The organism is Archangium sp. (assembly GCF_036277355.1).
Lineage (GTDB): Bacteria > Myxococcota > Myxococcia > Myxococcales > Myxococcaceae > Archangium.
This window is the reverse complement of record NZ_DASUNC010000064.1, coordinates 22298-46834: the sequence shown is the minus strand read 5'-3', so window position 1 is coordinate 46834 and position 24537 is coordinate 22298. Positions and strand designations below refer to the sequence as shown.

Below are 24537 nucleotides of genomic sequence, written 5' to 3'. Positions count from 1 at the left end.
CTACCCGGGACCGGGGGACATCGCACCGGGGGACGAGTCCTCCGGAACCTCCTCCGCGCTCAGCCGCGCGGCCCCTGCGCGGGAGTGGAGCCGCGGGCGGCGCGCTCGACGCTCTCGCGGTTCTCCTCGATGTACTTCTCGACCGCGGCGTCCTCCAGATCCAGGTCCCGGAGCACGCCGGGGTAGACGAACTTGAAGGCCGGGGACTCCTCGTCCCCGCGCAGCCGGAAGCTCATCTTCATCACGGCGGCGCCGTATAGCTTGTCCTTGAGCGACTTGGCCTTGCCCATGGAATGCCCTTTCGTCGGTGGGCCCCGAAGGCCTAGCCCTCGAGGTCGTCCTCGTCATCGTCGTCCGGCAGCATGCTCCGCTTGGGGAGCGGGGCAGGCTTCTCCGGAGTGAACACCACGCGCCGGTTGCGGCCCTCGCCCTCGCAAGAGACCTTCACCCCCGGCACACCCTCTACTGCCTTCAGGACGCGCGCGCGGTCATCTTGCTTCACTGTAACGAGCGCGTAGAAGCGGCCCAGCGAGGCCGACTTCTCGGCCAGCTTGCGAGCCACCTCGCGCAGGGAGGGATCCTCGGCCACCTCCACGGAGCGCTCATCCGACTCGGACCCACGGGCCGGGGCGGCGGAAGCCCTGGCCTGCGGGGGGGCCGGCGGGGCTCCCCGGGCGGGCTTGGGCTGCGGCTGCGGCCGGGGCGCGGGCGCGGGGGCGGCGGCCTGGGGAGCGGGCTGCGGCGCGGGGGCGGCGGCCTGAGCGGCCTGGGCAGCCTGGGCGGCGGCCTGCTCGCGCTTCAGCCGCTCGCTGCGGGGCTCCGGGTGGACACCGGCGCCCACCAGGAGGAAGCGCCGCTCGGCACCCGGGCGGTGGAGCATCTTGTTGAGGAGGAACTGGAGCGAGTCCACCACCTGGCTGCGCTTGCCCATCTCCACGCCGGGAGGCGGCTCGCCCTGGAAGTGCAGGGCGACGGAGAGGCTGCCATCGCTGGCGTCCTTGAAGTCGAGCCGGGCGGGGAAGCCCATCATGCCGAGGATGTCGGTGAGCAGCCGCTCCACGCGCAGGCGCATGTCCGCGCCGCCCGCGGGAGCTGCAGTGGACCCGGGTGCCTGCACGTCGCTCACTTGCGCTTGCCTCCCGCCGTGGCCGTGGCCGTGCCCGCCGGCAGCCCGCCATCACCGCCGCCCTTCTTCTCCAGCCACTTCCTCAGGCCGTACTGCTGGGCGATGGAGAGGATGTTGTTGGTGAAGATGTAGAGCGCGAGGCCGGCCGGGTAGTTGAACAGCGTGGCGGTGAAGAGGATGGGGACGAACCAGGTCATGATCTTCGCCTGGGTCGGGTCACCCATCTGCGGCTGGAGCTTCTGGGTGATGATCATGCTGACGCCCAGCGCGAGCGGCAGCAGGTAGGTGGGATCCTTGAAGGTCAGGTCCCGCCACACCGGACCGAAGAAGGGCTCCTGGTAGATGTCGTAGCTGTTGCGCAGGGCGGTGAAGAGGGCGATCCACACCGGCATCTGGATGAGCATGGGGAGGCAGCCGCCGAGCGGGTTCACCTTGGCCTCCTGATAGAGCTTCATCATCTCCATGTTCTGGCGCTCGCGGTCGTCCGCGTACTTCTTGCGCAGCTCCTCGACGCGGGGCTGGAGCTTCTTCATGGCCTCCATGCTCACCATGGAGCGGTGGGTGAGGGGCAGGAGGATGACCTTCACCAGCACGGTGAGCAGGATGATGGCCACGCCCCAGTTGCCCACCAGGCCGTGGAAGAACTTCATGACGCCCACCAGCAGCTTGGCGATGACGGCCCACATGCCGTAGTCGATCGTCTCCGTGAGCTGGGGGTTGTAGGCGGTGGCGGCCAGGCCGGTGGCCTCGCGCAGCGCCTGGCCGGGCACCACGGCGAGCAGGTCATTCTCCTTGGGCCCGAAGTAGCCGCCGAAGCGCAGCGTCACCGTCTGGCCGGGGGCCGCGGTGAGCGGGAAGCTGGCGGTGATGCCACGGGCCTCGGGGGTGGCCACGAACTCGCAGCGTCCGGGGAGGGGCCCATCCAGCGGGTAGAGCGCGGAGAGGAAGTACTGCTGATCGATGCCGAAGTAGTGCACGGGGCCGCGCGTCTCCTCGGCGTCCGGCAGGCTCTGCTCGGGGGCCAGCTTGTGCTTCTCCTCGCCCACGTGGCACGAGGCGTAGCTGAGGTTGCCCACGCCGCCGAAGAAGGACGGGGCGTGCTCGTTCTTCGAGTCGATGGCGCGGTTGTAGTGCACCTGCAGCTCACCGGTGGCCGGCTGCGCCGAGGTGTTCTTCACCTGCAGCGTGTAGAGCAGCTCGAAGCCCTCGCGCGCCCACTGCAGGCTCTTGGTGACCTCCCACGGGCCCTGGCGGGCGGTGAAGAGGGTGCCCTGGCCGGGGGAGCCCGTGTCGGCCGCGGTGTAGCGCGCGTCGGCCGCCAGGGGCGCGGGGCCGGCGATGGACACGGACAGCGGCAGGGGCTGGCCCGGCACCGGCTGCGCCAGGTTCATCTGCGGCGGAGGCGGCACGTTGCCCCCGAAGAGCAGCTTGTAGCCCTCGACGACGGACACCTGCCCCTGCTCGCGCATCTTCGGGCCCTGGAGCTCGGCCGAGACGAGGCCGGCGCCCTGGGTGGAGAAGGTGTAGTGGGCCGACTCGCGCTGGAAGTCGAGCGTGCGCACCGGCGGGGGCGGCGTGGCGTCGGCGGCGGCCACGGTGCCCTCCGAGCCGGTGCCCGCCGGCGGCAGGCCCGGCGTCCCGCCCGCACTCGCGGTGGGTGCGGCCGTGCCCGCGTCGTTGCCGGCCACCACCTGCCCCGCGTCCGCGGCCCCGGCCTCGGGCGGCGGGCCCTGCGGGGCGGCGAAGTAGGTGTAGGCGAAGGTGAGCGCCATCGCGAGGGCGAGCGCAATCATCAGTCGCCGCTGGGAGTCAGCCGAGTTGGACGAGAGCGGATCCAGATCGTCGTTCATAGGGAGGGGAGGGCGGTCAGGGCACCGGGTCGAAGCCGCCCGGGTGGAAGGGCTGGCAGCGCAGGAGGCGCCAGAGGATGAGCCGCACGCCGCGCAGGGCTCCGTGCTTGTGGAGGGCCTGGAGGGCGTACGAGGAACAGGAGGGGTGGAACCGGCAGGCCGGGGGCAGGAGGGGCGAGAGGAAGCGCCGGTAGAAGCGGATGGGAAGCGCGAGCAGCCAGGCGAGAGGGCTCATCGGGTGGACTCCCGGGGGCCGGACGGAAACAGCCTCTGCAGCTTGCGGGTGATGCCATCGAAGGCGCGAGACAGGTCCGAGAACGACGCATCCTTGGCGGACTGGCGCACGACCAGGACTACGTCCACACCGGAGGGCCATTGCCCGCGACGCTTGCGGAAGAGCTCCCTCAGGAGCCTTCGCAGGCGGGCACGCTCCACGGCATTGCCCACCTTGCTGGAGACGGTGAGGCCCACGCGGCTGTAGGGCCGGGCGTTGGGCCGGGCGAGTCCCAGGAGACAGTCAGCGGGAAGCTTCTGACCCTTCTCCTGGACCTCGAGGAACTCGCGCCGGGTAAGCAGGCGCAGGGCCTTGGGAAAGCGCTCGTCGCGAGGTGGCGCCTGGCCCTCGGCCTTCACGCGAGCGTCCCAACTACTTCTTGTACGCGGACACCACCAGGCGCTTACGGCCCTTGGCGCGGCGGCTCTTGAGCACGTCCTGACCGCCCTTGGTGGAGTTGCGCTTGCGGAAACCGTGGGTGCGGTTGCGCCGGATCTTCGAGGGTTGATAGGTGCGCTTGGACACGGCTGGACTCCTGGGACGACGAGACGCCCGAACGTGAAGTGGGCGCCCTTATCCACGAGACTGAGGAAGGCGGCGCTCGTAACCCGATCTCCCACCCAAGTCAATGTCGGATCACTCCGGGCTGTCCGGACCTGACCGGCCCGCGCCCTTTTGCGCCCCACACCCGGGGTGAAACGCAGTGGGGGTGGGAGGACTCGCACCACAACCGGTGGGAGGGGGCGGGGGATTCCGCGCGGGGGCTGAGATCGGACGAGTGGGGGTAGAGGCGCGGAATGTCAGGAGCCGGGGCGGCAAACTTGATCGCCCAGGGGGGGCCTGTTAGCACGGTCGGCCCCCTCCCTGGCGGTCTCGCCGGGGTTCCGGAGGCCTTTCGTGAACGCGCTCGCCCGCCCTCTGCCCCACCAGCCAAGTGCCGAGAATGTCTGGGAGATGCTCCTGGACTGCCTCAAGCGGGACGGGAAGGACTACGCGCTGAACTGGCTCAACCGGATGCAGCCGCTGGAGGTGCGCGAGGACGTGCTCGTGCTGGCGGTGCCGGACCGCTTCTACCAGGACTGGGTGGATGACCATTACCGGGGGCTGCTCGAGTCCACGATGGCGCGGGTGACGGACACGCCCAACCGGCTGGGCTACGAGGTGGTGCCGGGCCTGGCGCCTCCGCCGGAGCTGCAACCCGCACCGGCGGTCAAGACGGACGGGAGCCGGCCGCCCCGGCTCAACGCCCGGTTCACCTTCCAGAACTTCGTGGTGGCCGATAGCAACCAGCTGGCGGCCGCGGCGGCCCAGGCGGTGGCCGACACCCCCGGCCGGGCCTACAACCCGCTCTACATCTATGGCGGCACGGGCCTGGGCAAGACGCACCTGCTGCACGCCATCGGCAACAAAATCTGGGACAGAGACCCCACGCAGCGGGTGGTGTACCTGTCGAGCGAGCAGTTCACCAACGAGTACATTGAAAGCGTGCGCGAGCAGCGGATGCCCGAGTTCCGGAGGAAGTTCCGGGACGAGTGCGACGTGCTGATGATCGACGACGTGCAGTTCCTGGGACGGAAGGAAGAGACGCAGCGGGAGTTCTTCCACACGTTCAACACGCTGCACGAGCAGGGCAAGGCCATCATCCTGACGAGCGACATGGTGCCGGCGGAGGTGCCCGGGCTGGAGGAGCGGCTGCGCAGCCGGTTCAGCATGGGGCTGATCACCGACATCCAGGAGCCGAGCTTCGAGACGCGGGTGGCCATCCTGCAGAAGAAGGCGGTGATGGAGGGGCTGGACCTGCCGGACGAGGTGGCGCACTTCATCGCGAGGGCGTTCCAGAAGAACGTGCGGGAGCTGGAGGGGGCGCTGGTGAAGGTGAGCGCCATCCACTCGCTGTCGAGGCACCCGGTGACGGTGGACTTCGCCTCGCACGTGCTCAAGGACGTGCTGCCGTCGCGGCAGGTGGTGGATGTGGAGAGCATCCAGAAGGAAGTGGCGCGGTTCTACAAGGTGCCGGTGGAGGCGCTGAAGGAGGACCGCCGGCACAAGGCGCTGGCGCACGCGCGGCAGGTGGCCATGTACCTGAGCCGCAAGCTGACGAAGGGCTCGTTCCCGGAGATCGCCGCGCGGTTCAACAAGGACCACTCCACGGTGATTTCGGCGGTGCGCAAGGTGGAGAAGCTGCGCGAGACGGACGCCGGGGTGAAGCGCGAGCTGGACGAGTTGGAAGCGAAGCTGACCGGCGAGTGAGCCGTGCCGCCCCGGAGGGCGGGCATCCGGACACATGACCTGAGCGGTGACTTGACGGGAGGTGACCTCATGGGTCAACCTACGGGAGAAGTCACCACAGGAGGAGTGCGTCGATGGATCGGTCCACGTCGGTGCCCATGGGGATGGGCGAGCAGTCCCTCACGCCGGGCGAGCAGCGGATCCTCGCCTTGATGGAGCAGGGCCAGCAGCGGTTGGAGCAGGGACAACAGCGGTTGGAGCAGCGCCTGGACGGCGTGGAGCAGCGCCTGCAATCGCTGGAAGAGGGTCAGAAGCGCACCGACCAGCGCCTGGACGGCATGGACCAGCGCCTGGACGGCATGGACCAGCGCCTGCAATCACTGGAAGAGGGTCAGAAGCGCACCGACCAGCGCCTGGACGGCATGGACCGGCAGCTCGCGCAGTTGAGGCTCGACGTGGCGGAGGAAGCCATCCGCAGCAAGCTGCGGGACCGGGATCTGTCCAGCGAGCTGCAGCACTTGCAGGATGAGCACCGGGAACGGCACATCCGGCTGGTGGGTGAGATCAAGAGTGCCCAACAGACGACGCTCCAGACCATGTACGCGGAGATGAACTCGTTCCGGACCCTGCTGTCCGAGCGGCTCGCTCAACACGACACGCGCTTGGAGGCGGTGGAAAGAACGCTCAAACGGTACGATGAGCGCCTGACCCAGGTCCCGCGAGCGGCCGCGTCACCTTGACGCCACACACCGCGAGTCCCGATAGCGGTAACCCACGCCCCACCCGCCGCCTCTGGACGCCTCGGGCCGTGAACAGCTTGCGGACAAGCATGGGCCGGGGGCGCTATACACCCGGAGCCGCGCTCGTCCGAGCCAGGGCCCGAGGGGCCCGGCCCCTGTACACGGGACGCGGCACGGAGGAGCAACACCCATGCGGTTGACGGTCTTCGGAGCGACGGGGCGCGTCGGGCACACGCTGGTGCACGAGGCGCTGGGCCAGGGGCACGAGGTGACGGCGTATGTGCGCGACCCGAAGCGGCTGGGCATCAAGCACGGGCGGCTCTTCGTCAAGAAGGGCAGCCTGGAGGACGGCGCCACCGTGGCCGAGGCCCTCCGCGGCGCGGAAGTCGTCGTCAGTGCCATTGGCGCCCGCGACGCCACCCACGCCGTCACCGTGGTCACCGAGGCCACGCGCGCCATCGTCACCGCCATGAAGGCCGAGGGCCTCAAGCGGCTCGTCACCGTGGGCGCCGCCGGACTGCTGCCCCACCCGGCCGGAGGCCTCACCGGAGAGCACGGCCTGCCCCCCTTCCTCCGCCATGCCTTCGAGGACCACCGGGGCGCGCTCCAGGTGCTCCAGGAGAGCGAGCTCGACTGGGTGGTGGTGTGCCCTCCCGTCATGCCCAGCGGCGTGAAGACGGGCAAGTACCGCACCGCCGTCGAGTCCCTCCCCACCGGCGGCCGTCAGGTCTACGCCGAGGACGTGGCCGACTTCACCCTCAAGACGGCCCTCGGCAACGAGCACCACCGCGTCCGCGTCGGCATCGTGGGCGACTGAGCCCCCGCCGGGCGCGCGCGTCTCCAACTGGTCCAACAATCGGACCAGTTCGCGCCCGTCGTCACCGGAGGGCTCCACGCCTCCCTCCCCTCGCCTCCCTCCCCTCGCCCTCCGGGAGAGGGACGGGGTGAGGGTATCGCGTGCACTCGGTTTGCCACTGGCGCTGGCGAACCGCGGATCCGGGCCTTACACAGTGCCCACCCGTGAGCCCCCGCGAGTCCCTCGTATGAAGCCGGCCCCGCTGTCCCTCCTCGTGTCCCTCGTGTTCGCCCTGTCCGGCTGCGCGCTCCCCGCGCCTGGCTCGGGCAAGGTGCTGCGCACCGGGCCCACTCCCGTCTCCGAGGCCTTCTTCGAGGTGCGCGCCCGTCACACGGACCTCGTCTCCGTGCGCGTCCTCTTCCCCTCGGACACCGAGGGCCACCCCGCCCGGCCCACCGACGGCGCCCCCCTGCCCGCGCTCGTGCTCGTCCACGGCGGCCTCGTGCCCCCCGAGGACTACCTCTGGCTCGCCGAGTCCCTCGCCGCGCGTGGCTATGTCGTCGCGATGCCCTCGCACCCGCTCGACCTGGCCCTGTCCGCCATCGACAACGGCCACTTCGCCCGCGAGCTCCTCACCTCGCCTCCCGAGGGCTCGCTCCTCGAGGGCCTCGTCCACCCCTCGCGCATCGCCGTCGCCGGCCACTCGCTCGGCGGCGTCGTGTCCGCCAAGCTCGCCCTCGACGGGGGCTTCGCCGCCCTCGTCCTGCTCGCCAGCTACCCGGACCCGGCCGACGCCGAGCGCATCCCCTCCCTCTCCGTGCCCTCGCTCTCGCTGGCCGGTGAGCTGGACTGTCTCTCGGAGCTGCCCCGCGTCCGGGAGGATGCCTCCCGCCTCCCCGCGCCCTCGGTGCTCGCCGTCCTCCAGGGCGTCACCCACTTCCAGTTCACCTCCAGCGACCGGCGGGACGTGGAGGACGGTTGCGCGCCGACCCTGCCACTCGGCACCGCGCACGAGCGCATCACCGAGGTCCTCTCGCGCTTCCTCGACGCCGCGCTCACCGGACAGGGCACCGGCGCCGATGCCATCCGCCAGGTGCCCGGCACGGAGGTGATTGCGCGATGAAGGCCCTCGTCTTCTCCACGGCGCTGCTGCTCGCCCCGGTGGCCGCCGCCGAGGCCCCCGTCCTCACCGCCCGTGGCCGCGTGGACGCCTCGCACCTGTCGCTGCTCGCGGGCCCCCAGGGCGTGGGCCTGGGCTTCCTCCTCGCCGCGCCCCCCATGCCCGGCTCCCGGCCCACCGCCTTCGGTGGCGAGCTCTTCGTCCTGCCCTCCACCGGGGTGCTGGAGTTGCGCGGCGCCGGCCAATGGCAGCTCACCTCGGGCGAGGGCGTCTTCCACGCCTCGGCGCAGCTCGGGCTCACCGCCCATGGCGTGGTGCGCGGCCCCGCGGACCTGGGCGCGGGTCCCCACGCGGGCCTCACCGCGAGCCTCGGGGGCCCCCGTCTCGAGGGCTTCCTCGGCGCCCAGGCTGGACTCGAGGCCTTCCTGCGCACCGGCGGCCCCCGCGTGCCCCTGCGCGCACTGCTCGGCGCGCGCGGACGGCTGGGGCCCTGGGGGCTCACGCTCACCGCTCGCGCCGGGGTGGACCTGGAGGGCGGCCTCTCCGCCTCCTGGCGGGGGGATGTGCTGCTCGCCCTGAGCTGGTACGGCCGCGTCGTGGAACCTACGGCAGCCTCGGCGCCTCCACGTCCGTGACGATGAGCGTGTTGGTGCGCGCATCCACCGTCACACGGCCCCTCGGCGACAGCACCCCCTGCACGTGCGGCAGCAGCTCCGACGCCCGCGCGTAGTTGACCGGAATCAGCCACGTGCGCAGCGGCGCCGTCTGCTCCTTCGCCTCCTTCAGGCGCACGAGCATCTCGGCCTCCTCCCGCAGCGTCTTCAGCGACGCCACCCGCAGGATGTTGCCCCGCCGCTCCATCCCCAGCCCGCGCGAGGCCAGCACCACGTCCAGCGCCTCCGTCCACGCCACGTTGCGCAACGACAACGTCACCGTCCCCTGCACCTCCTCGGACACCACCAGGTTCAGCCGGCCCTTGTCCGCCAGCATCCTCAGCACGTCGTGCACGTTGGCGCGGGTGACGTTCAACGAGATGCGCTTCGTCTCCTCCGGCGGCTTCGCCACGGCGGGCGCGGCGGCGAGCGTCAACGCGAGAAACACGGCTCGGGCAGGTCTCATGCAGCGACTCCAACCTCTTGTCCCTACTCCCTTCAAGGACCTCCCGCCCTTTTGTCCTCCATGGACGCGGGGGTGGGATGCGCCCTGTCCCGCCCCCACATCCCCGGCATGTGGCCGGCGCTCCACCCCCGAGGTCTTTCTTCTCGGAACCGGAAGCCCAGGGCCGGCAGCCGCTCCCCGTTCCACGACGCCATGAACCTTCCGACTCCCTCGCTCCGTCAGTCCCTGCTGTGCGCCACCCTGGCCCTCACCGCCTGTGGAGGAGAGGGCGCCTCGCTGCGCTTCTCCGTCCGCGAGAGCCAGGCCCAGGCCGCCAGCGCCCTCGTGGCCGCCGCGTCCCCCGCGGCCTCCCCCGCGCCCACCTTCACCAGTGGAGACATCACCTTCACGCTCACCGAGGCGCGCATCCACCTCAAGGACATCCGGTTGGATCTGCCACAGGGCAGCAAGTGCAACGACGTGAGCGGCCTGCTCTCGGGCGCCACCTGCCAGGGCGGCGAGTCCGGCAGCGGCTCGGGCACCGTCGTCGTCCCCGGCCCCATCGTCGTGGACCTCATGACGGGCGCCACCACGCCGGACCTGTCCGGGCTGCGCCTGCCCGCCGGCACCTACAAGCGCATCGACTTCCGCCTGGAGGAGGCCAAGGCGGACGAGGTGGCCTCCACGGAGCCCATCGTGGGCTACAGCCTCCTGGTGAAGGCCGGCTTCACCCGCGATGGCGCCGCCAACACCCTGGACCTCAAGCTCAAGTTCAGCGAGGACGCGCGCTTCCAGTCCGCCACCGGCGTCGAGGTCGGTGAGAACGACGCCCTGCTCGCGCTCCTCAAGCCCCAGGTGTGGCTCGAGGGCCTGCCCGTGGCCTCGTGCATCCAGTCGGGCGACCTGCGGCTGTCCGGCAACGTGCTGCTCCTGGACGAGCAGGCCAAGGGCGCTTGCAGTGATGCCGAGACGCTCGTGAAGAACAACATCAAGAACAGCGGCGACTTGCGCAAGGCGAAGGAGTAGCCCCGAACCGGCAACCCTGACGCGCGCTCTCCCAGCGCGCGCCGGGACCGCCGGTCCGCACACGGTGGGTGCCTCCCACCGTGGTTTCGGGACCGGGCCCCCTCCAGGCCTCCACCCTGGAGGGGGCCGTGCGGCCTTCCCCGGCTAGCCCGTGGCGAGCAGCTCGCCCAGCAGCACGGTGAAGCGCGGCCAGAGCCACACCCACAAGAGCATCGCGCCCGCGCCCAGTCCCGTCGCGGCCAGGGCCTGTCCCCGGCGGCCGATGGGCGGACGGGCCTCGGGATTCACGCGCCGCAGCGCCGTCAGCCCCAGCCCCAGCGCCACCGGCGCGAAGAGCGGGAAGAACACCCCGTACAGCCCGAGCTGCAGGCCCACCAGCGCCAGGGGGTTGTTCTCGTGGCGGTTCCACAGCCGCAGCAGGACGCCGTCCGGAACGGGCACCCGGTGGAAGAGCTTGTGCCTCGGGTCCTGGTGGACGGAGGCCCCCAGGCCCAGGAAGAACGGGGCGGGGACGACGAGCAGGGGCTCCTGCAACGCCAGTCCCACCACCCCCAGGCCCACGGGCAGGGCGAGCAGCCCCGCGCGGGCCCACCGCTGGCCGAAGAAGCTCCCCACGCCCACCGCCGAGCAGGCGAGCAGGAAGGCTCCCGCCAGAGCGTCCCCGGACGCCAGCAACGTGAGACCGGGCGCCAGCGTCACCAGTCCCCCCAGGCCGAGGAACCAGGCCCACGTGTCCCGCCGGCCCCACAGCTTCTGGCGGAAGGCCTCCAGGTAGTTGACCTCGGGGAGCGCGGCGCAGGCGGCGCAGTACACGGCGCCGAGCACCCAGGTGGCACACCCCGGACAGAAGAAGCCGCCGCAGCGCCCGCAGATGCCCTCGGCGGGGACGTCCGGGTGCGCGGCACAGCAGGGAGCGGGGGACATGGCCCCAGTATCCCACGAAGCCGCCCGCCCCTTCCTCGAAGGGCGGAGCAGGCGCCGCTTGTTGCCATCCCGGTCCACTCCCACCCTCGAAAGGGAGGGCACTACCGAGAGAGGGATACGCCATGGCGGACCACACCTGGGGCAACTGCAAGGGCTGCCGCTTCTTCAACAGCCACAACGCCCAACCCGATGACACCGAGGTCGCCCAGTGCATGCAGCCGGAGCTCCAGGAGTTCGAGCTGCAGGTGACCGGAATGAGTGGTTGCAAGGAATTCGAGGCCCGCACCGGTGTCTCCGGTGGCGCCTTCCAGGAGCCCGAGGCCACCACGATGCATTGAGCACCACGCCACCGGAAGGCGGAAAGCGGACGGGAGCACGGAGCAACGTGGTCCCATCCGCGGCAGATGCCAACGTCCATCCGAGCCATTGATTCCAAGACAGCATTTCCAACCAGGATGAGCGGTATGCTCAGCCCGACGCAGGCTGGTAGCAATCCCGGTTGGCATGCCCATGGAATCGATCCTGTTGGACATCTTCGAGGAGCACCTGGATGAAGCTGCCTTTCTGTGGACCCAGTGGGAACAAGCACTGGAGTCCCCCGACTTCACTCTCGAGGAGACTGCCACGGTTGAAGCCCGGCTCCGCGCACATCTGGACGGTCTTGTCGTGGGTGAAGCGGCTGTCGCCGAGGCGCTGCTGAAACCGTCCCTGGAATCAGAAGACCCCTCCATCCTCTTCGCTACTGCATTCGCGCTGCTGGACGGCGCTGAGCGCATCCAGCCATCGGACATCCTGGCGCTGCTGTTACCCCGAGCCTCGAATCTGCACGCCCCCATCCAGAGAGCGTTGGAACTGAACGAGCGGGAAGAGCTGACCGAGGCCCTCGAGCCCTTGCTGAAGGAGTCCACGCCGGAGCACCTGGCTCTGGCACTGGAGGTACTGGCCTTCCACCACGTCACACCCAAGGACGCCGCTGTGCACGTGCTCCTCCAACACGAGGAAGAGCGACTGCTGGTGGCAACCCTGCGGTGCATTCAACCCCTGCCACGTCACCTCCTTCGCGGCCATCTGCCCCGCCTCCTGGCGGACCCCCGTCCCGCGGTCCGTGATGCGGCCATGGTGGCCGGATTGATATCCGGGGCTCGCGTGGCCTGGGAGCGCTGCCTCGATACGACAGGGCGGCACGCGGCCCCCAGCCGCCAGCAATTGCTGCTGCTGGGACTCAGTGGGGAAAGCCTCGGCACCGAGCGGCTTCTGAACCTGTTGGAGGTGGCGGAGTTGCGCGCCGACGTCTTCTGGGCGCTTGGCTTCAGCGGTCAGTTCGCTGCCGCGGAGGCCTGCCTGGAGTGGTTGGAGCATCCGGTACTCGCACCTCTGGCAGGTGAGGCGTTCAGCGCCATCACCGGACTCTCCCTGCGGGACGACTATCTCCTCGAGAAGCAGGAGGAATCCGCCCAGGAACCCCTTCCGCTGGAAGAGGAAGATCTGGACGCGGACCTGACCCCCCGGCCCGAGGAGTCCCTGCCCATCCCCCACCCGAAGGCGGTTGGCACCTGGTGGCACGAAAACCGAGGGAACTTCACGCCCGGCCAGCGCTACCTGCGCGGTCGCTCCTTTTCCATGGAGGCCCTCCTGGCGGAGTTGAGCCAAGGCCCCATGCGCCGGCGCCATGCCCATGCATTGGAGCTCGCCTTGCGCAGTCAAGGCGCATGCAGGCTCCAGACACGCGCCTTGACCCGGCGGCAGGGCACGGGAACTGGCCCGGCTTCGACACACCGCTCCACGGCTCTCCGTGCGCCCTTTGTCCGGCATACTGGGAGGAGGGTGAGGGCAACCATGTGGGCACTCGAGAACCACACTCCTTTCGCAGCCGAACGAACCTGGGTCATCGACAAGGATGGAGCCAAGCGATGGGTCGTCGCCGTCAAGGGCACCTACGACATCCTGGAGGATCAGCGCACCCGCCTGGCCGAGGAACAGTCCGAGCCCCTGCTCCTGCCCCAGTACCGGGGAGAACAAGGCAGCTCCAGCCTCCTCCATGAAGTGGATTTGACCGCGCCCAAGACGTCCACGGATGTCCTGCTCAACGCCCTGGCGCACGCTCCAGGTGGCAAGCCCACCACGACGGTGGATGTCTCGTTCCAGCTCGGTCCCCTCCAGAAACACCTGCGTGTCTTCGGAGATCGTCAGTGGAAGCGCGGCCTGCCGGGCTTGTTGGGAATGACGCCCCCGCGGCCCTTCCTCACCATGCCCCTGAGTTACGAACGCGCTTTCGGTGGCCGGGACTCCCGGGCGGATGACCCGTCCGAGCACCGTCTCCACTCCAGCAACCCCGTGGGCACGGGCTTCGTCACCCGCGCCGCCCATGCCGAGGAGATGGCCCTGCCCAATGTCGAGGATCCCCGTCAGCTCATCAGCTCGTGGAAGGATCGGCCCCACGCCGCCGGGTTCGGAGCCATCGCGAGCTACTGGTCACCCCGCCTGGAGCTGGCGGGTACCTACGACGCGCATTGGAAGAAGACGCGCTTCCCTCTGCTCCCCTCGGACTTCGATGAGCGGTTCCACCAATGCGCCCCGGCCGATCAGCAGGTCCCCGGATTCCTCACCGGTGGAGAAAGGGTCGAGCTCGTCAACCTCTCCCGCTGGCCACGGCTTCGCTTCGCGCTGCCCAAGGTCTGGCTGGTCTTCAAGACATTCTTCGGGCGCAGGTCCGTGGAACACCGTGCCCGGCTCCACACCGTCATCCTCGAACCCGAGGTCCCCCGGGTCATCCTGGTCTGGCACACCAGCCTCTCCTGCCACCATGACTCCGACAAGTTGGACGTCACGGTCATCGACCAGAAGGAATACCTCTCCAGGGGGGGCCTCGCATGAGTGCTCGGGTCGGCATCATCGGATTGGGTGCCCGTACCCCCGTGGGGGTGAAGGCACCCCATGCGGCCGCCGCGGTACGGGCTGGCATCTGCCGCTACGGCAACCACCCCTTCATGATCGACAAACAGGGACATCCGATGAAGGTGGCGAGGGACGGTCTGCTGCCACCGGAATTGGGGGGGTCGAAGCGATTCCAGGCGCTGGCCTCGAGCGCTCTGGAGGAGTCGCTGAGCCCCCTGGCGTCCCAGGCGAGCGCGGGATGGGCCCTCCCCGCCGTGGTGGCACTGCCCGATTCACGTCCCGGCTTGCCCGGAGCGCTGGCGGATGCACTGACCCACTGGCTGCGGGAGGACGCATCGCTGCCCATCCGCCTCGCGCAGCTCGAGTGGCTACCCCACGGGCACGCGGCTGGGCTCATGGCGCTCGAGCGCGGCTGGCAGCTCATCCAATCCGGCCGGGCCGAGCTCTGTCTGGCGGGGGGGATTGATTCGTACCTGGAGGCGGAGACCCTGGAGTGGCTCGATGAGCGGGAGCTGCTGAAATCGTCGGCCAACCGCTCGGGCTTCATCCCGGGGGAGGGCGCGGGTTTCTGTCTGCTGGCCTCCGCGAGGGTGATCCGCCAGCTCGGCCTGTCTCCGCTGGCGTGGATCGTTTCCGCAGCGACCCGGCGGGAGGAGCACCCCTTCGGCACCCAAGGCATCAACGTGGGACGAGGCCTCTCCGAGGCCATTGCCGGCGCGACCCGGGTACTGGGCGATCCCCCTACCCAGCTGGCGGACACCATGTACTGCGATCTCAACGGCGAGCCCCATCGTTCCGAGGAGTTCACCTACGCCAGTCTCCGATGCCAGCTGGCTTTCGCAGATCACACTGATTACGAGACTCCGAGCGATTGCTGGGGAGATGTCGGGGCCGCCACTGGGCCCCTTCTCGCATGTCTTGCCACGGCCTCCGGGCGCAGGCGTTATGCTCGGGGTCCCCGGCCGCTGTTGTGGGCCAGTTCGTATGGGGGGGAGCGCTCCGCCGTTCTCCTCCACCTCGAGAACATCGCGGAAAGGGAGATGCCAGCATGGGCACGGTCTCGGTCAACCCCCCCAGGACACCCGTGACGGAGGGCAGCGACGGAAAGGCCCCCGCCACGCTGCCCAACATCTGCAAGATGCCGGGTCCCCCGGCGCCCTTCGTCCCCGCGCCCCTGCCCAACGTGGGCACCTCCGGGGACAAACTCAACAAGGCCACCAAGAAGGTCCTCATCGAGGGCAAGAAGATCGCCATCAAGGGCTCCTACTTCATGAGCACCGGCGACATGCCCAGCAAGCCCCAGGGTGGAGGGCTCATCTCCGGCCAGACCCATGGCAAGACCGAGTGGGTGGCCCCCGGCTCCATGGACACCAAGGCCGAGGGCAAGAACATCCAGTTGCTGGGTGATGCCATGACCAACAACGGCGGCAGCCCGGCCAACTCGGGGACACTCCCCGGCGAGGTCCAATCCACCGCCACCGCCATCCCCACGGCCGAGGAGAAACTGCAGCAGATCGCCTGCAAGTGCGACAAGCAGGTGAAGGCCGACGAGCAGAGCACGTGCATCGAGCTGGGCAACAAGAAGCACGAGTGCTGCGAGAAGGAACTGGCCCAGCACAAGAACAGCGGAAAACCCCCCAAGCTGGGAGGGGAACGCGGCTATGACACGCAGAGCCCACCCCAGCAGATCCACACGACACGCAAGGAACTCGAGCAGCAGATCTCACGAGATGTCAGGAAGGATGAGATGTTCGCCAGTGCCTCCGAGCGGACCCTCAGGGGGATCATCTGGAGCAAGTTCCTGCGGAAGCTGCGGGGCACGCGCTGGCCAGACGCATGCGCCCTGGATGACCAGGGCAAACCCTCCCAATTCTTCGACTTCAAGTTCCAGTGCCCGAAGGGCGCGCGCATCCGCCGCAAGAAAGGCGGCGGATGGGTCACTTCCAAGGGAACCACTTCCACCGGCTGGGGAGAGGGTCAGCGGGAAAAATACGAGGCACTCAGCCAGTCACTTGGAATCGACGTGGATGAGAATCCGCCCACGATCATCAGCAGCGAAAACTGCCCCTGAAGCATGACTCTTCCCATGGACTCCCTCACCCGAACGATACGGCTGAAAGGAAAGGACGTCGTCCTCATCCGCCCCGGCCTGACACTCAACCTCTACCTCGACACTCCTCTGCCAGAGAGCGCTCCCAGGTGTGCTGACGCCGTGGAGGCGTATCTGGCCCAGGTCGGTCCCGATACCCTCCGCACCTATATGGCGGACAACGGCCAGTTCAGGCCCTTGACGTCCAAGCAGATCTCCAAGGACCTGCGCAACCTGCGCAACCTTCCCGCGGGTCGTGACAGCTACCGGATTCTCTACAACCAGGGGGAGGAGGGCGAAGTGGGCACCCATGCCATCTACTTCGAGGGCAGCTCGCTCGCCGAGCCCGAGCCCCTGCCCGACAAAACCCACGTGCTGCGCCTGGAGTTCCCACCGCCTCCCGCCGGAGACGAGTGGCTCGAGCCCTTCATCGGGTTCGTGAGCCGGATCGCCAACCTCGTCCCCTTCCAGTCCGGCAACGCGGGCTTCGCCTTCAAGCACGTGGGAGTGCTCCAGAGCAACGTGAGGAAGGAGATCAACCAGCTGCTGCCGAGGTACTACGGCTTCGATCCCTCCTATGACTCCGCCCGCATGAAGATGCGAGGGCGCGCCTTCGGAGCCCACTGGCTCACCCTGCTGCGCACGGACCTCATCCAGAAGCTGGGGGGCATGGAGGCCCTCCGGGCCGCGCTCCCACGAGCCGAACTGCGCCCGCTCGACCAGGGCCTGCTGATCCGCGCGGCCAGACGTCCCCCGCTCGGAGACGTCAACCGCCAGTGCGCGGATATCGGCTGCATGCCGGAGGTGGCACGGCTGCTGCGTCCCATCCGCTACGAGGCCAAGGGGTTCGGCCAGCCGCAAGAGGTCTTCGACGCGCTCGCCTGGCTCGCCCGCTACGACGACAAGGCCTCCCAACCCTGGGATGCGCCATGATCGAGCGCCCGTTCAAGCTCTCTCACCGCCCGATGCTCCCCCCCACCCGGATGGAGCTGGTGGTGGCTTTCGAGGCCCCCGTTGCCGAGCAGGAGCACCCGTTCGCCCCGCTCGAGTACTTCCAGGAGGTCGCCGCGCTCGGAGGGCTGGGCGGAGAGAGCATCCCTCCCACACAATCCTCCCTCCAGCTCACGGGCCATGGGCAGCTGTCCAGCAACACCTGGAACTGGCGTTATGAGGCGGTGCGCCTCCACCCCTCCAGCCTGTTCATCCTCGAGAACGTCCTCCACGGCATCCACATGGAGGGCCACCGCATCCAACACGCCACCCTCTCCTCCGGCCTGCTCCCCAGTCAGCGACAGGCTCCCGAGCAGGTATTGCCCTTCGCCTATGAGCCCCTGCCCTTCGAGTACACGTTCGAAGCCGACAGCACGGAGGCGCTCATCGAGGTAGACTTCGTGAAGGAACAAGGACCCGAGTCGCTCCAGCGCTTCGCGGCCGCTTGGTGGTCATGGCTGGGACTGGTCCAACGCGGCGGGTTCGCCGAGGAGCTCTTTCCACCCGGCACGATGAAGACCTACCAGGCAAGAGACCCGCTCATCCATTCCCACGGTTTGCAGTTCTTCCTGGAAGATGTGACGGCCGGGGGCGAGGCATTCGACAGCTTCGTCAACATCCTCCATGGACTCCACCTGCGTGGAGCAACCATCGATTCCGTGCTCGTCTGTTGAGAGACACGTGCGTCCCACCCGGCACAGCCGCTAGCGTCCCGCTCGTCCGGTCTCCGCCCGGAGGCCGGCGCCACACGAGGGACGCGCCATGCCGGAAGCACGCACGATGGGAGAGGCCCCGGGACCCCGGGGCCACTGGTTCTGGGGCAGCATCCAGGAGCGGCGCCACGATCCGCTCCAGCTCTTCGTACGCGCCCACCAGGAATACGGAGAGCTCGTCCGCTTCCGCATGGGGCCCGCCATCAGCCTCGTCTCCGTCACCAGCCCCGAGCTCGTCAAACACGTCCTCGTGGACCACGCGGACCGGTACGGCAAACCCTCCAGCCTGGTGCGCGATGCGTGGCCGGTGCTCGGCAATGGCCTCTTCACCAGCTCGGGCGACTTCTGGAAGCGCCAGCGCCGCCTCATGCAGCCCGCCTTCCACAAGGAGCGCCTGGCCACGCTCGCCGGCTCCATGGTGGAGGCCACCCAGCAGATGCTCGCGCGCTGGCGCTCCCGCCCCTCGGCGTCCGAGCCCCTCGACGTCGGCGCCGAGATGATGCACCTCACCCTGGGCATCGTCGGCCGCGCCCTCTTCTCCACCGACATCAGCGGCACCGCCAACCGGGTCGGCCAGGCCCTCGGCGTCGCCCTCGCCGAGACGAACCACCGCATCCTCTCGCTCGGGCTCCACGCCCCGGACTTCCTCCCCACCGCGCGCAACCGCGCCTTCCACCAGGCCCTGCGCACCCTCGACTCCGTCGTCTTCGACATCATCGCCCGCCGCCGCTCCGGCGAGACGCGGGGGGATGATCTGCTCTCCACGCTCATGGCCGCCCAGGACGCCGACACCGGCGAGCGCATGACGGATGCCCAGCTGCGCGACGAGGCCATGACGCTCTTCCTCGCCGGCCACGAGACCACCGCCAACGGGCTCTCCTGGCTGTGGCACCTGCTCGCCCAGAACCCGGAGGTGGAAGCCCGCGCCCGCGCCGAGGTGCAACGGGTGCTCGGCGGCCGCGCGCCCACGGCCCAGGACATCCCCCAGCTGCGCTACCTCACGCAGATGTTCGAGGAGACGATGCGCCTGTACCCGCCGGCGTGGATCATGGCCCGCCAGCCGGTGAAGGAAGACGAGCTCGGCGGGGTGCTTATCCCCGCCAGCCCGCGCGTCATCGTCGTCACGCCGCCCTACGCCCTCCACCGCAACCCGCGGCTGTGGCCGGAGCCGGAGCGGTTCGATCCGGAGCGCTTCTCGCCCGAGCAGACCGCGCAGCGCCCGCGCCTGGCGTACCTGCCCTTCGGCGGCGGCCAGCGGCTGTGCATCGGCAACAACTTCGCCCTCATGGAGGCCACGCTCATCATCGCCGAGGTGCTGCAACACTTCCGGCTGCGCGCGGTGCCGGGCCACACCGTGGAGCCCGAGCCGCTCGTCACCCTGCGGCCCCGGGGCGGCCTGCCCATGTTCGTCGAGCCCCTGCACGCGAGCGCCTGAGCCATGTTCCACCCGAAAGGACCGGGCTTCCTGGAGCTGGTGAGGCAGGGCCTCAGCTCGGTGGAGCGGGGGTATGACTTGCTGGCGCCGAAGTTCGACTACACGCCCTTCCGCACGCCGGACGACGTGCTGAAGGCGAGCGTGGAGCAGGTGGGCCCGCCGGGGAGCGTGGCGAGCGCGCTGGACGTGTGTTGCGGCACGGGGGCGGCGATGCGTCCCCTGAAGGCGCTGTGCCGCGAGCGGGTGGTGGGGGTGGACCTGAGCCAGGGCATGCTGGACGAGGCACGCCGGAGGCTCGCGGACGCACCGGGCCCCGCGGCGCTCGAGTGGGTGCGCGGGGATGCGCTGGAATTGCCCTGGCGCGAGAAGTTCGAGCTCGTGACGAGCTTCGGCGCCTTCGGTCACATCCCCGAGGAGGACGAGCCGCGGCTGGTGGAGTCCATCCACCGGGTGCTGAAACCGGGGGGCCGCTTCCTGTTCGTGACGGGGGAGGAGCCCTCGCGGCTGAGGCCGGGCTACTGGATGGCGAAGACATTCAACGCGGCCATGCGGGTGCGCAACGCGGTGTGGAAGCCGCCCTTCGTCATGTATTACCTGACCTTCCTGCTGCCGCGCGCGCGGGCGCTGCTGGAGGCGCGAGGCTTCCACGTGGAGGTGCGGCGGGACGCGCTGCCAGGGAAATACGCGCGCTACGGATTGTGCGTGGTGCTCGCTACCCGGCAGTGAAGGGAAGCCCGCCTGTTCAGGATTGACGCGGGCGGCATAGCATCGCCGGACACTCTCGCTGGAGCGCCGCCGAGCCCATGTCTCCGCTGTTGCCGCCCCCGGACGCCGGGTTGATCACGCGTCACTCCTCGCCCGAGCAGAGGCGGCGGCGGTGGAGGATGAGCGCGGTGTTCGCGGCCTCCATCCTGCTGCTCTACCCGCTGGACCTGCTCATGCTGCGGCAGCCGAGCCTCGCGACGCTGGCGGTGCGGGCCGCCTGGTCCGTGGAGATGGTCCTCTACACCTGGCTGTTGATGACGCTGGAGGAGCGCTGGCTGCCGCTGATCCTGCGCATCCACACCGGCCTCATGAGCAGCTTCTTCATGGCCATCGTCTATTTCACGGGGGGGACGAGCAGTCCGTTCATGACGCTGGTGCCCTCGATGCCGCTGTTGATTTCGCTCATCCGGCCGGGGGACACGAAGCCGGCCATCATCTGCGGGGTGATGTGTGCGCTGGGGACGCTGGGCATCGTGTGGCGGACGGAAGGCCCGGTGATGAGCGCGCTGGCGTGGGCGGGGATGGTGGCGGCGTCGACGTTCTTCGGGGTGTACGGCTCATCGCAGTTCCGCAAGACGCAGGCGGCGGAGCACGAGGCGCGGGTGGAGCGCGAGCGCCGCGAGTCGATGGAGCAGCTGACGAAGGCCGAGCGCCACCGGGCGCAGTCGGAGAAGCTGGCGACGGTGGGGCGGCTGGCGGCGAGCGTGATGCATGAAATCAACAACCCGCTGGCCTTCGTGGGCTCCAACCTGGAGTACCTGCGCACGGAGGTGCTGGCGCAGCCGCTGCCGGAGGCGCTGCGGCAGGAGTTCCAGGAGGTCTTCGACGAGACGCGCACGGGGATGGAGCGCATCCGGCAGATCGTCTCGGACCTGAAGGGCTTCTCGCGGATGGACGTGGAGGAGCCGAGCGAGTGCGTGCTGGCGGACGTGGTGTCGGACGCGGCGAGGCTGGCGGGGGTGCGGCTCAAGCACGTGGCGAAGCTGACGGTGCGGATACCGGCGGAGCTGTCGGAGGTCTTCGCGACGAGACGCAGACTGGCGCAAGTCATCCTGAACCTGCTGGTGAACGCGGGGGACGCGCTGGAGGAGGCGAAGGTGCAGGGCGGGGAGGTGCGGGTGACGGGGAGGGAGGAGGGAGGCCAGGTGACGCTGCTGGTGGAGGACAACGGACCGGGCTTCCCCCCGGAGGTGCTGCCGAGGCTCTTCGAGTCCTTCTTCACGACGAAGGGGCCGGAGAAGGGGACGGGGCTGGGGCTGAGCCTGTCGCGGGAGATGGTGGAGCGCTTCGGAGGAAGACTCACGGCGGAGAACCGGACGGAGGGAGGCGCGAGGCTGCGCCTGGAGCTCCCGGTGCACAAGCCCGCCGCACCCAGCGCGGCTGCCCCAGAGTCCCCTGGCACGGAGAACCCCTCTCCCCCCGGGAGAGGGACGGGGTGAGGGTGCCAGGGCCCCGGAGTTGTTTCCCGTGGGCCCACCCGTGAGCCCGTGCCCACCCGACCTCCGTGACACGCCACAGGCAGGCTTGCAACCAGCGAGACCCGACGAAATGGTCGGTGGTTCTTTGCATGATTGAAGCCACGATGGGAATCACCTGCGCGAAACTCTCAGCCAGGGTTATATTATTCAAGGAGAGCTAACTTGCCCCTTGCCAGGAGTAGCAATGTTCTCACGCCCCGATCGCAGCCTGCGGTGGGATGTGCTGGAAGAGCACCTGAGTGAGGCCAGCTTCCTTTGGACGCAGTGGGAAAACAGGCTGAAAGCCCCCTCCCATACGCTCAAGGAGGTAGCCGAAGGGGAAGAAGGGCGGCTGCGTGCGCACCTTGATGCACTGGTGGCGGGTGGGCGACGCGTGGCGGCCCGACTCTTGAAGCCGACCCTGGAAGAGGATGACGGAGAGCGTATTCGCGCTGCGGGCTTCGTCCTTCTCTCCCCGGGAGAGGGACAGGACGTCCCGTGTGTTCTTGAGCACTTCTCCGAAGAAGGAGAGGAGACGAACCGCGCCAGCCTTCAACGTGCTCTGCAGATGAGTGAGTGCACGGGACTCTCGGATGTACTTCGGCCGCTCTTGGCAATAAAGGAACCGGGTCTTCAATCTGCGGTTCTAGAAGTGCTCCGCTTCCGCCGTACCCACCCGGGCACGCCATTTGCTCAGCTACTGTCACACCCTGACCCAGAGGTGAAGGCAGCCGCACTCCGTGCCGCTAAATTATGGCCAACAGAGGTAGACGCGAATCTCGTGCGGCAAGCACTCGCGTCACCAGAGCCTCCGGTACGTGAGGCTGGCCTTGAGACAGGTCTCATCCTGGGACTCAAGGCAGCGTGGACCTCGTGCCGGCAATGGGCGAGTGCGCCAGACGCCGCTGGCCACGTCGCCCGGGTAGCGCTGGCTTGTGGAGGAGATCGGCACGACCTTGAGCAGCTGCTGGAACTACTCGCGGTGCCAGCACTCCAGCGGAGCGTCCTCTGGGCTCTCGGTTTCAGTGGCCGGCTGGCCGCGGCCCAGGCCAGCTTGCGCTGGCTGAGAGACCCAACGCTAGCAGGAGTCGCAGCCGAGGCCTTCTGCTCCATCACCGGGCTGTCACTCCAGGGGCACATGGTGCGCGAGCGGGATCAAGAGACTGGTGAAGAACCTGTTGCGCTGGAGGATGAGGATTTGGATGCGGACTTGCTCCCGGGTCCAGACGAAGAGCTGGTCCTGCCAGAGCCAGCCGCCATCGAGGCCTGGTGGGCCGAGGCGCAAAAGAACTTCAGTCGAGACATTCGCTACCTGTGTGGTCAGCCCTTCTCGTTCGAGCGCCTGCTGGATGGGCTCGAGCAATTGCCGATGCGACGAAGACCCGTACTCGCACTGGAGCTGGCCATCCGAAGCCATGGTCAGCATCAGATCGAGACGCAAGACTTCACCCACATCCAACGGATGCAAGTACGGACGGCTTGGGAACGACCGGAAAGGAGCATTCCCATGGGTCCCTTCGCGGATTGGATGCGGTCATGACATCATGAGCCCAGGGTTTGAACTCAGCTCGTAGGCCTGAAGACGAAACGGAGGCGCCATGAGTACGACGGTGGGAGTCAACAATATGTCGGTCGTCCACAAGGAGACCAACGGCACGACGGTGGCTTTCCCGGATGTCTGCAAGACGCCGAGCCCCGGGGGCCCCATTCCCATCCCCTACCCGAACATCGCTCGCTCGGCGGATACCGCTCAGGGCAGCAAGACAGTGTCGGTGGAGGGCAAACCGATCTGCCTCAAGGACTCCAACTTCAGCACCAGCACGGGAGATGAAGCTGGGACGGCTGGAGGAGGGGTTGCGTCCAGCAAAACGAAAGGCAAAGCGGAATTCGTCAACTACTCGTTCGATGTAAAGGTCGAGGGGAAGAACGTCGCGCGGGCCTTTGACCTCATGTTGCACAACAACAAGAACACGCCGCCCTTCCCGCTGATTCAACCTCCTGTCGTCGCGATGAAGAACACCCAGAACGGGTGCAACTGCCTGGCTTGCAAGGAGAAGGTCTAGAGGAGGGACGCGCCATGGCCAAGACGCCGAAACACTTTCCCAGCGAGGCAGATGAGAAACTCCATAAGCAAATCAATGGCACCGAAGAGGGTGGTGCATGCCTGACAGGTCACTCGACCCGGTACGATGATGCCTGCAGTTGCACCTATCGCTGGCAGGCTGTGCGCGAGTCCCGCAGAGCGCGCCAAGGCGTCTACGACAAGAATCCCACCGTTACTCAGGAGAAGGCCAACGAATACCTTGAGAAGAATCCTCGAGTCACCTCTGGATTCCTACCTACTTCCCAATATACCACGAAGAGGAAGTCACGCTTCCCCTCGCCCACTCAATACAGCGACAGGATCAAACTCCCAGAAGAGGGAGATTGGTACGTCTCGGGCCCTCTCCGCTCCAATGCGACGGATGCAGTGGGTAAGGGCATCCCGCAGGGCAAGAACTTCACAACCTGGACCTGGCCCTACTGGAACAACGCGCACCACCTAATCCCCAAGGGAACGCTCAATACGGTGATCAACGAAATCGCCGAGGATGACTGCCGTCAACTCGTGAGGGAAGGACTTCTGCACGCCGAGTATAACGTCAATCACCACATCAACGTCATCCTCCTGCCCATGGACACAGAGGTCGCGCGCGTCCTGGACTTGCCGCGCCACCTCGTCCTGGAAGACGATTCAATCGTCAAAGAGAAGGGCTCAAAGCTCAATCATAGGGAATACAATCAGAACGTCAGGACACGGTTGGACAGCATCATCGACTCGTACAAAGCCACATGCGACCGGGAGCGCCAAACCAACTGCGACCCATGGCCCGTCATCAAACTCTCCAAGAAACGGTTGGAGGTCCTCTCGCAACACTGCTACGCCAAGGTCACCCAGTTCGGCAATGAAAACCCAGGAGAGGCGATATCTGCGCTGCCCCCGCTCCTACGCCCAAAATCATAGCCCTCG

General features: G+C 68.2%; 26 protein-coding genes. 18 read left to right on the top strand and 8 right to left on the bottom strand.

Translation table 11 applies throughout. The features are described 5' to 3' along the window. Nucleotides 1-59: 59 nt before the first annotated feature. Genes VFZ09_RS17480 through rpmH form a run of 6 tightly spaced genes read right to left on the bottom strand, consistent with a single transcriptional unit; the run spans nt 60 to nt 3775 of the window. Nucleotides 60-290 carry a hypothetical protein gene (locus tag VFZ09_RS17480; protein ID WP_329728724.1) on the bottom strand — a complete coding sequence of 77 codons (231 nt, stop codon included), beginning with the start codon at nt 288-290 and terminating at the stop codon, nt 60-62. Between the two features lie 32 nt (nt 291-322). Then, complete coding sequence (locus VFZ09_RS17475) at nt 323-1126, bottom strand: hypothetical protein (RefSeq protein WP_414640711.1); 804 nt, start codon at nt 1124-1126, stop codon at nt 323-325. After that, a complete protein-coding gene (yidC, locus tag VFZ09_RS17470; RefSeq protein ID WP_329728723.1) occupies nt 1123-2976 on the bottom strand; it encodes a membrane protein insertase YidC in 1854 nt (617 codons plus the stop codon). Before yidC ends, VFZ09_RS17475 begins: the two co-directional genes overlap by 4 nt. A gap of 16 nt (nt 2977-2992) precedes the next feature. Further along, a complete protein-coding gene (yidD, locus tag VFZ09_RS17465; RefSeq protein WP_329728722.1) occupies nt 2993-3211 on the bottom strand; it encodes a membrane protein insertion efficiency factor YidD in 219 nt (72 codons plus the stop codon). Beyond that, a complete protein-coding gene (gene rnpA, locus VFZ09_RS17460; RefSeq protein WP_329728721.1) occupies nt 3208-3609 on the bottom strand; it encodes a ribonuclease P protein component in 402 nt (133 codons plus the stop codon). Before rnpA ends, yidD begins: the two co-directional genes overlap by 4 nt. 13 nt (nt 3610-3622) lie before the next feature. Further along, the gene (rpmH, locus tag VFZ09_RS17455; protein WP_329728720.1) at nt 3623-3775 is read right to left on the bottom strand and encodes a 50S ribosomal protein L34; all 153 of its coding nucleotides are present in this window, start codon (nt 3773-3775) and stop codon (nt 3623-3625) included. Nucleotides 3776-4147: 372 nt separating this feature from the next. On the opposite strand from rpmH, the gene dnaA reads away from it, so the two are divergent. From dnaA to VFZ09_RS17430, 5 genes are all read left to right on the top strand, one after another. Beyond that, a complete protein-coding gene (gene dnaA / locus VFZ09_RS17450; protein WP_329728719.1) occupies nt 4148-5500 on the top strand; it encodes a chromosomal replication initiator protein DnaA in 1353 nt (450 codons plus the stop codon). A 113-nt stretch (nt 5501-5613) separates the two neighbouring features. Next, a complete protein-coding gene (locus tag VFZ09_RS17445; RefSeq protein WP_329728718.1) occupies nt 5614-6219 on the top strand; it encodes a hypothetical protein in 606 nt (201 codons plus the stop codon). A 190-nt stretch (nt 6220-6409) separates the two neighbouring features. Continuing rightward, nucleotides 6410-7036, top strand: coding sequence for an SDR family oxidoreductase (locus VFZ09_RS17440; protein WP_329728717.1), 627 nt, complete (start codon nt 6410-6412; stop codon nt 7034-7036). A 226-nt stretch (nt 7037-7262) separates the two neighbouring features. Beyond that, nucleotides 7263-8138 (top strand): alpha/beta fold hydrolase, encoded by an 876-nt coding sequence (locus VFZ09_RS17435; protein WP_329728716.1) that lies wholly within the window; start codon nt 7263-7265, stop codon nt 8136-8138. Continuing rightward, nucleotides 8135-8770, top strand: a complete 636-nt coding sequence (locus VFZ09_RS17430; RefSeq protein WP_329728715.1) for a hypothetical protein — start codon at nt 8135-8137, stop codon at nt 8768-8770. Before VFZ09_RS17435 ends, VFZ09_RS17430 begins: the two co-directional genes overlap by 4 nt. Here the strand turns inward: VFZ09_RS17430 and VFZ09_RS17425 are convergent. After that, nucleotides 8739-9254: a secretin and TonB N-terminal domain-containing protein gene (locus VFZ09_RS17425; RefSeq protein WP_329728714.1), complete on the bottom strand. Its 516-nt coding sequence runs from the start codon at nt 9252-9254 to the stop codon at nt 8739-8741. The two genes, VFZ09_RS17430 and VFZ09_RS17425, sit on opposite strands and share 32 nt — an antisense overlap. Before the next feature lie 192 nt (nt 9255-9446). Here VFZ09_RS17425 and VFZ09_RS17420 point away from each other — a divergent pair, with 192 nt between their 5' ends. Further along, nucleotides 9447-10259 (top strand): hypothetical protein, encoded by an 813-nt coding sequence (locus VFZ09_RS17420; RefSeq protein ID WP_329728713.1) that lies wholly within the window; start codon nt 9447-9449, stop codon nt 10257-10259. Nucleotides 10260-10403: 144 nt separating this feature from the next. Here the strand turns inward: VFZ09_RS17420 and VFZ09_RS17415 are convergent, their stop codons facing one another. Further along, nucleotides 10404-11183, bottom strand: coding sequence for a hypothetical protein (locus VFZ09_RS17415; RefSeq protein WP_329728712.1), 780 nt, complete (start codon nt 11181-11183; stop codon nt 10404-10406). A gap of 122 nt (nt 11184-11305) precedes the next feature. Between VFZ09_RS17415 and VFZ09_RS17410 the strand changes: the two genes are divergently transcribed. From VFZ09_RS17410 to VFZ09_RS17350, 12 genes are all read left to right on the top strand, one after another. After that, nucleotides 11306-11521, top strand: coding sequence for a hypothetical protein (locus VFZ09_RS17410; protein ID WP_329728711.1), 216 nt, complete (start codon nt 11306-11308; stop codon nt 11519-11521). Between the two features lie 166 nt (nt 11522-11687). Further along, entirely contained in the window at nt 11688-14057 is a 2370-nt protein-coding gene (locus VFZ09_RS17405) for a TIGR02270 family protein (RefSeq protein ID WP_329728710.1), read from the top strand. Beyond that, nucleotides 14054-15166 carry a beta-ketoacyl synthase N-terminal-like domain-containing protein gene (locus VFZ09_RS17400; RefSeq protein WP_329728709.1) on the top strand — a complete coding sequence of 371 codons (1113 nt, stop codon included), beginning with the start codon at nt 14054-14056 and terminating at the stop codon, nt 15164-15166. Before VFZ09_RS17405 ends, VFZ09_RS17400 begins: the two co-directional genes overlap by 4 nt. Beyond that, on the top strand, nt 15127-16149 hold the full coding sequence (locus tag VFZ09_RS17395; protein ID WP_329728708.1) for a PAAR-like domain-containing protein: 1023 nt from the start codon (nt 15127-15129) through the stop codon (nt 16147-16149). Before VFZ09_RS17400 ends, VFZ09_RS17395 begins: the two co-directional genes overlap by 40 nt. 141 nt (nt 16150-16290) lie before the next feature. Next, complete coding sequence (locus VFZ09_RS17390) at nt 16291-17100, top strand: type VI immunity family protein (protein ID WP_329728707.1); 810 nt, start codon at nt 16291-16293, stop codon at nt 17098-17100. Further along, nucleotides 17097-17831, top strand: coding sequence for a hypothetical protein (locus VFZ09_RS17385; protein WP_329728706.1), 735 nt, complete (start codon nt 17097-17099; stop codon nt 17829-17831). Before VFZ09_RS17390 ends, VFZ09_RS17385 begins: the two co-directional genes overlap by 4 nt. An 88-nt stretch (nt 17832-17919) precedes the next feature. Further along, a complete protein-coding gene (locus tag VFZ09_RS17380; protein ID WP_329728705.1) occupies nt 17920-19305 on the top strand; it encodes a cytochrome P450 in 1386 nt (461 codons plus the stop codon). A 3-nt stretch (nt 19306-19308) separates the two neighbouring features. Further along, nucleotides 19309-20031, top strand: coding sequence for a class I SAM-dependent methyltransferase (locus VFZ09_RS17375; RefSeq protein WP_329728704.1), 723 nt, complete (start codon nt 19309-19311; stop codon nt 20029-20031). Nucleotides 20032-20108: 77 nt separating this feature from the next. Beyond that, entirely contained in the window at nt 20109-21509 is a 1401-nt protein-coding gene (locus tag VFZ09_RS17370) for a sensor histidine kinase (protein WP_329728703.1), read from the top strand. 223 nt (nt 21510-21732) lie between these two features. Beyond that, nucleotides 21733-23067: a TIGR02270 family protein gene (locus VFZ09_RS51630; protein WP_414640710.1), complete on the top strand. Its 1335-nt coding sequence runs from the start codon at nt 21733-21735 to the stop codon at nt 23065-23067. 58 nt (nt 23068-23125) lie between these two features. After that, a complete protein-coding gene (locus VFZ09_RS17355; protein ID WP_329728700.1) occupies nt 23126-23590 on the top strand; it encodes a DUF4150 domain-containing protein in 465 nt (154 codons plus the stop codon). Between the two features lie 14 nt (nt 23591-23604). Further along, nucleotides 23605-24531: an AHH domain-containing protein gene (locus tag VFZ09_RS17350; RefSeq protein WP_329728699.1), complete on the top strand. Its 927-nt coding sequence runs from the start codon at nt 23605-23607 to the stop codon at nt 24529-24531. Nucleotides 24532-24537 lie beyond the last annotated feature (6 nt).